The following is a 10,961-nucleotide window of genomic DNA, read 5'->3' as shown; positions in this document are numbered from 1 at the left end:
CACATCGACGGGGAGGTTTGGCACCTCGATGTCGGCTCATCGCATCCTGGGGCTGAAGTAGGTCCCAAGGGTTGGGCTGTTCGCCCATTAAAGCGGTACGCGAGCTGGGTTCAGAACGTCGTGAGACAGTTCGGTCCCTATCTGTCGCGGGCGCAGGAAATTTGAGAGGAGCTGTCCTTAGTACGAGAGGACCGGGATGGACGTACCGCTGGTGTACCAGTTGTCTCGCCAGAGGCACGGCTGGATAGCCAAGTACGGCAGGGATAAGCGCTGAAAGCATCTAAGCGTGAAGCCCCCCTCAAGATGAGATTTCCCAGTATGTAAGACCCCTTGTAGACGACGAGGTAGATAGGTTCGGGGTGGAAGCGCGGCAACGTGTGGAGCTGACGAATACTAATCGGTCGAGGGCTTATCCTACAGGTTTACGGAGTAAACCACTTCGTAAGCATGGGCTATACCCCACAAAGTGAAGAGTAGGCTGACGAAGCGTATTCCTGGTACTTTGCGGGGGCCCCAAAAGCTAAAACGACAAATTCAGCAGAGCAATGTTTCGTATCCAGTTTTCAAGGCGCAAGCCGTCTTGAACTGCGGGATATTTTCTCGCAGAGATTTCAGAGGAGCGATCCTCGAAAAATCCGGTTTGGTGATGATGGCGGAAGGGAACCACGCGTACCCATCCCGAACACGACCGTTAAGCCTTCCAGCGTCGATGGTACTTGGACCGCAGGGTCCTGGGAGAGTAGAACGTCGCCAAGCGGATGTCATGGCTTGACTCCTCAAACTAACATTCCCTGATAGCTCAGTTGGTAGAGCACTCGACTGTTAATCGAGTTGTCACAGGTTCGAGTCCTGTTCGGGGAGCCACTTGCTTCCATAGCTCAGTAGGTAGAGTGCATCCATGGTAAGGATGAGGTCACCGGTTCGATCCCGGTTGGAAGCTTTTTGCAAGGCCCGTTGGTCAAGGGGTTAAGACACCTCCCTTTCACGGAGGTAACAGGGGTTCGAATCCCCTACGGGTCACCATTTTGGAGGCTTAGCTCAGCTGGGAGAGCATCTGCCTTACAAGCAGAGGGTCGGCGGTTCGATCCCGTCAGCCTCCACCATTTATAATTTGCCGTTGTAGCTCAATTGGTAGAGCAACTGACTTGTAATCAGTAGGTTGGGGGTTCAAGTCCTCTCGACGGCACCAGTTGTATTGGGGATTAGCCAAGCGGTAAGGCAACGGACTTTGACTCCGTCACCCCTAGGTTCGAATCCTAGATCCCCAGCCATTGCGAGCCATTAGCTCAGTTGGTAGAGCACCTGACTTTTAATCAGGGTGTCGTAGGTTCGAGTCCTACATGGCTCACGTTCACGCGCGTATGGCGGAATTGGCAGACGCACCAGACTTAGGATCTGGCGGGAGACCGTGGGGGTTCAAGTCCCTCTACGCGCATAAGACATCGAAAACCCTTGATATCCAAGGGTTTTTTCTTTTTAGACACTTTCGAATATTTTAGGATGAGCTGGGTTGCTAACGAGAATGCAAACGGCAGCGATAACGGGTTATTATCCAGTTGCTAATGAGCAGCTTCGTAGCGAGCATGGTGAGCTGCTGAAGAAAGTGGAAGCGAACGGGGGTTAGATCAAAATTCCTCCAATCGTTTTACCGTTAAATTGGCTTAAGCGACTGCTCCCCTTAAAGTGGTCTTGCTGTAAGACTATACAGGCGAGTATAAGTATATGGAGCTTGGAGAAGACGGAAGTAGTTAGAGGGCTCTTTTAGGCTGCGTGATACCTTATCAACTCTCCCATAAGGCTGAGAAATGCAATAAGGCTTGCCACTGCGCCATAATGACGCCAGGACCGTATGATTCGTAGTCTGAAGGAGAGAACTGATGAGAAAGAGGAGGATAAGTTAGGTTGACTATAAGATAACGTAGTAGTCGAATGACATCAAAAGTTCCGGTGTATAGCCGATAACAAAAATAATTTATAAAAAAGCTTGCATTTATCCGAGGGAAATGATAATATAACACTTGTCGCTAAAACGAACTGACAAATTAACTTGCTCGTAGAAGTTTTAACTTCGATGGATAGGCATAAGTTTTGCAGCAGATTATAGCGAAATATTATGCGGAAGTGGCTCAGCGGTAGAGCATCGCCTTGCCAAGGCGAGGGTCGCGGGTTCGATTCCCGTCTTCCGCTCCATTATATGATGTGCCCTTAGCTCAGCTGGATAGAGCGTTTGACTACGAATCAAAAGGTCGGGAGTTCGAATCTCTCAGGGCACGCCATTTAAGCATCATTGAATTACAAAGTGAACTGAGAATTGGATTCGAACGAAGGAGTTCGTCGGAGCTGCGCTTCGTAAGGAATACTTCGCAGTCGGCCGTAGGCCGCATCTCAGGGCAGCAATTAAATATCGTCGGGACGTAGCTCAGCTTGGTAGAGCACCTGGTTTGGGACCAGGGGGTCGCATGTTCAAATCGTGTCGTCCCGACCATCATATGCGGGTGTAGTTCAATGGTAGAACTTTAGCCTTCCAAGCTAATAGCGTGGGTTCGATTCCCATCACCCGCTCCATAACTTAATTAATGACAAACCTTGAGATATCAAGGTTTTTTTGTTGTTTGGAAATTATGCAATCAAAAGCTGCTCAAACTTCAGCTCAGGGCTCTGGCTCTCACACGGCTTAGCTTATAGCGAGTTATACTCTCGCATAATGACATCGATCACATGTTTCCCCCAGTTAGAGGCTTCCGAGGCTGGTTCATTCCAAGCATAAGTGATAAGCGCTTTCCACAAGGCCCAACCACGCGCGCGATTGACCGTGTCCTGGTCCGCACTCATGAGGTTCAAAAATAGTTGACGGCTTGCGTCATCGAAAAAGTTCCACGCCATCACAAGATCGCTCGACGGATCACCAACGCCCATCGTACCGAAATCGATAACGCCACACAATCGGCCGTCCTTGACAAGCAAATTGCCGACTGCAACATCGCCATGCAACCATACCGGAGCATCGTGGTAGCTTGTCGCCAGAGCAAGCTCCCATATTTCGGTCAGGAGCTTTTGGTCGTAGGAGGAGGGCAGTCTTTCAATAACGGCTCTTGTTTCCGGATCGTACACCGCCAAATTCCCTCCACGATGAAAATTTTGTTCACCTGCCGGTATGCCGCCATTCGCATCAATTGCTTGTAATTCGTTCAGGAACCCGGCGAGGTCTTCGGCAAATCTATGAGAATCAAGGATATTGGCATGCGTGACCGTATCGCCTTCAATCCACCGGTTGACGGACCATGGAAGAGGATATTCCTCCGTAGGTGCGCCTAGCGCGACGGGAATTGGAATGGGCCAAGATAACAGCGGCTGGAACACAGGGAGCCATATCGATTCTTTTTTAATAGCCGACGCATAGCGTTCATGACTGGGCAGACGAACGGTAAGTTCGTTTCCAAGCCGATAAGTGCGGTTATCATGTCCGCTCTTCTCTACAGGAGCGACTTCCAAGTCTCTCCATTGGGGGAATTGGCTATGAACAAATTGCCGCACCCATTCCGCCGTAATTTCAATCATGACCTCTCCTCCTTCTCCAAAGTTTGATGGACCGTTTTCATAATTATATCCTATTCAATCATTTTGAGCGTATCACCTCCAAAAGATTTTGCAAAGAAGCGATACCCCGGACTTGCTCAGCAAGTGCATGATCCATGCATTTAAGAAACAACGCCTTTTATTTTGCGGATACCTCTACAGATAGAAATTGCGATTCAGGGGACGCAGGAAAGTTAACAGACAGAATTGATGGTTTTGTTGATCCATTCCAAAATCTTTGGTGGGTCACCCCGCATCAGCTAAGGATGAGAAAAAGTCAAAAATGTAGAGCGGAATGTCATATTATTGGAGCCCGTCAGGAGAGGTCATAAATTATAATAAAAAAGTCTTATTGGAAAGCGCTTTCTTTTAAAAAGTGAATAGTTGAGGGGGAGAGGCAAATTGAGCAACAGTTTTAAAAGGTTATTCGCATTCATACTCGTCATAGCGCTCGTAGGCGGCACTATGCCAGGGGGGCAAGCTTATGCTTTGGAAAAAAGCGAGGAACCGGGATTGATGGCATGGTACAAGCTGGATGCTCCCTACGAAAAAAACGGCAAAAGTGTGGCTGAGGATTCCTCCGGCAATGGTCATCATTCCGTCAGTTCGACCGGCACGTGGGTCGCAGATGGCGGTGTGTACGGAGGAGCCCTAGCGTTTAACGGGGTCAGCGATCTGATTCAGCTGAATGTAGGGTCCGATCCGGCGGGCTCGTATCTGAAAGAAGCTTTTACGGAGCATTCGGCTTCTTTATGGTTTAAAGCAAACGATACGCAAAAGCTGCAGGTGCTGTACGAACGTGGAGGCAATGCGTCCGGTATGGCGATCCAATTGAACGCGAACAAGCTGGAAGCTGCGGTTGTGAGCGGCGGTGACCGAAAAACCTTGTCCGTGGATTTTACGGATACAACTTCCTGGCATCATGTGATGGTTACTTTCGACAACGGAGCGTTCACGCTGTACCTGGACGGCAAGGTCGCTGACACGACGGCTACCTCGTATAAAAAGGTGAATAGCGCGCTTAACGAAGCGGCTATCGGGGCAAAATTCGCCGTCTATGCCTTCGGTGGAGATGACAAGACCGGGGCCTGGTTTAACGGGATGATCGATAATGTGCGATTGTACGATAAAGCGGTTACTCCTTCGATTGAGGTGGCCGGGGTAAGCTTGAACAAGGGGCGGTTGACTACGACGGTCGGCGAATCGGTGTATCTTACCGCTTCTCTCCAGCCGACGATTGCGACGAATCGCAAGATCACCTGGGCCTCCAGCGATGAATCCGTCGTGACGGTTGCCGTTTACGGTCCGGCGCAAGCGGTTGTCGAAGGAAAAAAAGCGGGCAAGGCGACTGTTACGGTGACAACGGAGGATGGAAATTACACGTCTGAAAGCGAGATAATCGTTCTTCCGACGCGAATTTCTATGCCCTTGGACGATCTGGCGCCCTTAGAGGCTTGGTACAAGCTGGATGGCCCCTTCAGCCAAGGCGGCAAGTATGTGGCAGAGGACTCTTCCGGCAATGGTCATCATTCCTTCAGCGCTATCGGGGAATGGCTGCCTGATGGAGGGGTAGAGGGAGGCGCTTTCTCTTTTAACGGATCGACGAGCATCGTTCAACTTAATACGACGAATGTGACCTTCTTGAGGGATGAATTTTCTGAATTCACCGCCGCTATGTGGTTTAAGCCGCAAGATCTGAACACGAGACAGGTATTGTTTGAGCGCGGAGGCAATGGGGCCGGGCTTGCGATCCAAATTAACGGAGGGAAGCTCGAAGCGGCTGTTGTGAATAACAAGCCTGAGGTCAAGCGGGTCATTCTTTCCACAGAACTGACTGGCGCGGACGTATGGCATCATGTCGCCGTTTCTTTCGGCAACAGCGCTTTCAAGCTGTTCCTTGACGGACAATTGGCCAAAGAGACGGGAACGCCTTTTGACAAAGTTTCCGCAGCAGCCAACGAGGGAGCGCTCGGAGCAAGATTCGCCGTTGACGCTTTCGAGGGAGGCGCAACAGGAGCCTATTTCAAAGGAATCATCGATGATGTCCGGTTATACAAGGCTGCTGTCGAACCCATCGTAGGCGCGGTCAAGGCGCAAAGCGTCATGCTGGATCGCAATGCGGTCACAGTTGGGAAAGGACTTTCGCAGGAGCTTGTTGCAACCGTTCTCCCGAAGCATGCGACGAATCAGCATGTCAGCTGGACCTCCAGCGATGAATCCGTCGTGACGGTTATGCCGAGCGGGGGCCTGAAGGCAATGGTGCAAGGAAGAGCGGTAGGAACGGCGATAATCACTGTGAAGACGGTCGACGGGGAATATACGGCAGCAAGTATCGTGACCGTCGAGCAAATTCAGGTTGAGGAGGTAAGCCTTATGCCTGCAGAATTGGAGCTGGTGGTAGGAACGACGCAAACGCTAACACCCACATTTACCCCGGCGAATGCGTCCAATCAGAAGGTAAGCTGGACTTCCGACAAGCCTTCTGTGGCGGCAGTTAACGACTCGGGTGTGGTTACGGCGCTTCAGCCGGGAACAGCAATGATCACCGTTACGACAGAGGACGGAGGCCGGACGGCATCTGCCGTTGTTACAGTCAAGGGCATACCGGTCAGTGAGATTTCTTTGAATCATCTCAAAGTCACGCTGGCGGTGGGCAGGACGCATCTGTTGTCTACGGCGGTTTTGCCTAGGAACGCAACCAACCAGCGGATCATCTGGTCGTCCTCCGAGCCGTCCGTGGCAACGGTTGATGCAAGCGGCAGGGTGACGGCGATGGGATCTGGCAGCGCGACCATTACAGCCAAGACCGAGGACGGAGGCTTGACGGCGAGCAGCGAAGTCACTGTCGTTACATCCGCTCTCGAGCCCATCGATAATATGTTCCGAGTCGATTCGGGTCCGGAGCAAGGGAAGAAGGCAACCCTTTACGACGGAACGATCGAGAAGTACAACGGCTACTATTATGCGCTGGGCACGGGGACAGGAGGATATGTGTATCGTTCGAAGGACATGATTCATTGGGAAAGTCCTTATATGTTGATTTCGAATGATCCGAGCAATGCTCCACCGGTTGTGAATCCGGCGGATTACAAGGAATTAGGAGCATCCGATCTGCTCTATCATAACGGCGTGATGTTCTATACCTTCAACGGCACGACGCTGCTCTACGGGGACCCGAACAAGATGAACAGGCTGCCCGACTTCCGCAACAGCCTCTGGGATAAGAAGTTTGACCTGGGAATCGATCCGCAGCTGTTCGTCGCGCATAACGGGGATTTGGTCTTCCAGCGCAAGGTAAATCCGGACGAAGCAGACCCGAATACCGGGGCGGCAAAGCCGGGGCGTGCAGGCGCGTGGATTTGGAAGGTATCCTCATTCTTCGACGAAATGGGCAATCCGGGCCGCAGCGCGGCGCTCGAGACGATTACGACACAGATGGGCCACTGGGCCAATCTCAACTTCTTCAATTTCGAGGGAGCGGAGCTGTATTACCACAACGGCCAGTATTACATGCTGTATGTGGGAAATCAGATGTTCCCGGAAACGGGGCTCTACGAAACAGGGGTGGCACAAGCCGGCCGCTACGATGAATTTACGAACGATACCAAATATCCGGGCAAGCTGCTCGCCCGCAATATCGAGGAGTTCATCCTGAAATACCGGGTGATCCTTCCGACCGCGGAGCATGGAAGTCAGCCGTATCAATACACCTTTAAAGCGCCCCAGGAGGGATGGAACAACCTTGGCTCTGATAGGGAAGGCTGGGTGACCGGAGAAGGCGGCTTCGGCTGGCCGGAAGAGAACCGGACGAAAATTCCAAGCATTTATAACGATGGGAAAAAGGCGGCATCCGAAATTTGGGCGAATCCGAACGGTCCGGCCACTATGTGGGCCAAACGTTCCTTCCATCTGGATACGGTGCCGGAGACGACGGCCCTGCGCTACCGTCTGCAAGGCTACGGAAAGCTGTACGTGAACGGAGTAGAGCTTCTCGCCTTAAACGGTCAGCAGCGAGCGTACAAGATGGTCGAGATCCCCGCCAATCTGCTGAAAGCCGGGGAGAACGTGATCGCCGTGGAACTCAGCAAAGACGGCGGCCCTGCCTTGAATTTTTACCATCTGGATTTCGGTCTGTACGATACGAACGGTCATCCGGTCGAATCGGATATCGTCGGGCCGTCTCAGCCGAATGTCATTAAGGGGCCGAACGGATTTGAAACCTGGGTCACGTATAAGGCATTTTGGAACAGCAATGAAGGGCAAGGGAAGGATCGCCTCTTCTTCTGGGATCAGGAGATGGTCGCCGACGGGCCGACCTCGTATGATTCCGAGGGCCTCCATCCGGATGCCTGGGCACCGAATTTCCAGGACCGGTTCGATACGGAAGCCAGTCTGAAGCATTACGATATCCCGGAAACGGGGGTAACGATTGACGACGAGGCGTTGTACTTTAACGCGCCAGGCGATTCGAAACGGGTGCTGCTGAACCGATACGAAGCGGAGAATCTTTTTATGGAGGCGAATCTGCGATTCGACGATAACAATTTCGGCGAAGAGGGTCAGGCCGGTCTTGTCGTCTGGCATCGGGATGAGAACAACTATGTGAATCTGCTGATCGACCGCGATAACCGCCAGCTCGTGATTTACTCCCGCATCGACGGTGTTTCGGAAAGCTCGGCAGCGGACTTGCCGTCGACGTTTGCGTTCAAGCATGAGGACCCGCGCGCTGCAGACTTCGCGGAGTCGTATCATACGTTCAAGGTATACAAAAACGGGCCGCGATTGTTCGCGGAGCTGGATCACTACACCCTTAACGACGATCGGCCGGTATTCGAGCATGAGGCGATAGCGTCTCCAGGGAAAATCGGCTTGATCAGCAACAAAGCGAACGTTCGGATGGATAACGTGACCGTGACGACCGGTTGGAGCGAATACGGCGGGTACATCAGCGGCTGGGACGAAGCATGGTCGGTTTCCGAGCGAGGCTTACAGTCTCCTGCAGCCGGGGAAGCGCTCACGGTCAAGGGCGATCGGATGCTCGAGCATGAATTTTCCGCCAATGTGAATACGGGAGCTTTGCCGGAGGCGGGCAAAGCGGGCGTTGTTCTCGCGTATATCGACGACCGGAATTATGTGACGGCAAGCACGAATTATGCCACGAATGAATTCGAGCTTCGCAAGGTCGTGGATGGCCGGGAGGAGATCATGGCTGTCGCTCCTACAGCGAGAGATACGATTTACGGACACAGCAACTACGCGGCGGACGGACAACGCGAGTATGTTTACGATCTGCGGGGTGAAGCGAAGGTTTCGGCGGCTAAAATACTGTGGACCCACGGTCCGTTCCAATACGTGAGCAAAAACTTTGCGCTGCCTGATCCGACATCGGCGGATTTCAGGCTCGACAGCTGGAAGGACGGCTGGAGCGCAGTACCGTTTACGTACCAGGACAAGGGAAGAGGCGATTATCATATCGCAGACTTCAAGGATCAAGTGAAGACCAGCCAGCTTCGACTGAGCGTCCCTTCGGAATTGAATCGTCCGTTCTCTTTCGCCCTTCGCGAAGAGATCAGTGCGCAAAATTTCTATAAGGTCGTTCGGTCGAAAGGGAAAATCTATGTATGGGTGAACAACCGGCTGATCTTTGACGCCGAAGATCCTTTCGAAAACAAACCCGCTCAGACAGGTCTTTATTCGGATGGCATTCAGGCGACTTATAATGCCTTTACCGGCTTTGACGTATCGGGACAGCTTCCCGCAAGCAATGACGGCGGCGCTTCTCTGGCCGTGAAAGCGGAGGCGGCCGGCCAAGCCGGCAGCAACGGATGGTACGTCTCGGATGTACAGGTCACTTTGCGTCCGGAAGGCGCAGGCTCGGATCAGGCCAACCTGTTCTACAGCCTGGATGCGGGAGACATCTGGCATGCGTACAGCGAACCGATCGCAATTTCCGCTGAGGGACGAAACGAGCTCCGTTATTACGCCGACGATGAAGCCGGGCATACAACGGAAACCGCAACGTTAACCATCAGCATCGATAAGACAGCGCCGGTCATCACGTTAAGTGGCCCCGCCAACGTGACCGTGCCATTCGGCGGCACTTATAGCGAGCAAGGGGCAACGGCAGCCGATAATATCGGGCCCGTAGGCGAGATTGCTGTCCTGGGTGAAGTAAATACCGGCGCGGCAGGCGTCTATACACTGCGCTACCAGGTTTCCGACCAAGCGGGGAACGCTGCGGCGGAAGCGGTACGCAAGGTGACGGTCAAGAAGGAAGAGGATTCGTCCGAAACCGAGGAGCCTGTCGGCGAAGGCAGTCAATCCGAGGAAAGGCCTGGCGGAGGGAGCATGGGCGGTGGAAGCGGAGAACCGGCCTCTGGAGCCAAGGAGCAGAAAACGGATGTGAACCCAGGCGAAAGCAAGCAACTGGAGCTGGAAGGCGGAATAAAGCTCTACATTCCTGCGGGCGCCGTATCTTCGCAAGGGACGATTCGTATCTCGGTCGTCGAGCCGGATCAGACACTCTCGAATGGCGATCTGCAAGCGGTCAGCCGGATTTTCGAACTGTCCAGTACGGCGGGCGACCGGTTTTCCAGGCCGCTGGAGCTTTCCTTCGTCTATGACGCCAAGCAATTGAAGCCGGGGACCCAACCGGCCGTGTACTATTACCATGAAAGCCAGAAGCGATGGATATTCATCGGCGGTTCCGCGGATAAAGAAGGAACGATCCGGGTGAATGTCGATCACTTCACGAAGTTTGCCGTCTTCTCCTACGAACCGGCACAGATGAAGGATATGGCGAATCATTGGGCAACCAAGTACGTTAGTCGCCTCGCCGGGATGAATGTCGCAGCCGGATATCCGGACGGAAGCTTCCGGCCGGACGCAACCGTTACGAGGGCCGAATTCGCGAAGATGCTGGCTTCAGCCTTAGGTCTTGAAGCAGCTTCCCGCGGCACGAGCTTCGCGGATGAAGCGGATATCCCGTTCTGGGCGAAGCCGCATATCGCGGCCGCCATGGAAGCGGGCTTGATTCAAGGCTACGAGGAATCGGGCGCGACCAGCTTCAAGGGCGACCTCCTCGTGACGCGGGCGGAAGCAGCCGTGATGACGGCAAGAGCTTTGCAGAGCTACGGAAACGGTACATCCGGCATGACGAGCGACGCACCGAGCCTGAAGGACGCTTCGGACATTCCGTCCTGGGCGAAGCCGTCGATCGATAAGGCTTTAGCCGCGGGCATCCTGAATGGGTACGAGGATGGCGCTTTCCGCGCGGGCCAAACCACGACGAGAGGCGAAGCCGCCGCTATGATTTACAAATTGCTGGGCGCGCTAGGCATATAGCTTAAAAGCATCACACAGAGACCATTTCCGCTGAGGAGATG

At 53.2% G+C, this 10,961-nt stretch carries 2 protein-coding genes, 12 tRNA genes and 2 rRNA genes; 15 read left to right on the top strand and 1 reads right to left on the bottom strand.

All coding sequences use genetic code 11. The features are described 5' to 3' along the window. From BLR08_RS23440 to BLR08_RS23375, 14 genes are all read left to right on the top strand, one after another. Window positions 1-417, top strand: a 23S ribosomal RNA gene (locus BLR08_RS23440); the annotation flags it as partial. 222 nt (window positions 418-639) lie between these two features. Further along, window positions 640-756: ribosomal RNA gene (gene rrf, locus BLR08_RS23435) — 5S ribosomal RNA — on the top strand. 32 nt (window positions 757-788) lie between these two features. Beyond that, window positions 789-864: transfer RNA gene (locus BLR08_RS23430), tRNA-Asn, on the top strand. A gap of 3 nt (window positions 865-867) precedes the next feature. Next, window positions 868-940 (top strand) — tRNA-Thr (locus tag BLR08_RS23425). A gap of 8 nt (window positions 941-948) precedes the next feature. Next, window positions 949-1,023, top strand: a tRNA-Glu gene (locus BLR08_RS23420). A 4-nt stretch (window positions 1,024-1,027) separates the two neighbouring features. After that, window positions 1,028-1,103: transfer RNA gene (locus tag BLR08_RS23415), tRNA-Val, on the top strand. Between the two features lie 10 nt (window positions 1,104-1,113). After that, window positions 1,114-1,189 (top strand) — tRNA-Thr (locus BLR08_RS23410). 7 nt (window positions 1,190-1,196) lie between these two features. Then, window positions 1,197-1,271: transfer RNA gene (locus BLR08_RS23405), tRNA-Gln, on the top strand. 4 nt (window positions 1,272-1,275) lie between these two features. Further along, window positions 1,276-1,348, top strand: a tRNA-Lys gene (locus BLR08_RS23400). 7 nt (window positions 1,349-1,355) lie between these two features. Then, a tRNA-Leu gene (locus tag BLR08_RS23395) sits at window positions 1,356-1,435 on the top strand. A 680-nt stretch (window positions 1,436-2,115) separates the two neighbouring features. Next, window positions 2,116-2,190: transfer RNA gene (locus BLR08_RS23390), tRNA-Gly, on the top strand. A gap of 9 nt (window positions 2,191-2,199) precedes the next feature. After that, window positions 2,200-2,276, top strand: a tRNA-Arg gene (locus BLR08_RS23385). Between the two features lie 132 nt (window positions 2,277-2,408). Beyond that, a tRNA-Pro gene (locus tag BLR08_RS23380) sits at window positions 2,409-2,485 on the top strand. Window positions 2,486-2,491: 6 nt separating this feature from the next. After that, window positions 2,492-2,565: transfer RNA gene (locus tag BLR08_RS23375), tRNA-Gly, on the top strand. 114 nt (window positions 2,566-2,679) lie between these two features. Here BLR08_RS23375 and BLR08_RS23370 read toward each other — a convergent pair. Further along, window positions 2,680-3,558: an aminoglycoside phosphotransferase family protein gene (locus tag BLR08_RS23370; protein WP_072335888.1), complete on the bottom strand. Its 879-nt coding sequence runs from the start codon at window positions 3,556-3,558 to the stop codon at window positions 2,680-2,682. A 420-nt stretch (window positions 3,559-3,978) separates the two neighbouring features. On the opposite strand from BLR08_RS23370, the gene BLR08_RS23365 reads away from it, so the two are divergent. Continuing rightward, window positions 3,979-10,920, top strand: coding sequence for an Ig-like domain-containing protein (locus BLR08_RS23365; RefSeq protein WP_072335885.1), 6,942 nt, complete (start codon window positions 3,979-3,981; stop codon window positions 10,918-10,920). The last annotated feature ends 41 nt before the right edge of the window (window positions 10,921-10,961 follow it).

Source organism: Paenibacillus sp. cl123 (assembly GCF_900101595.1).
Taxonomy (GTDB): Bacteria; Bacillota; Bacilli; order Paenibacillales; family NBRC-103111; genus Paenibacillus_G.
Note: the sequence above shows the minus strand (reverse complement) of the source record. Positions and strands in the feature narration are given on the sequence as shown.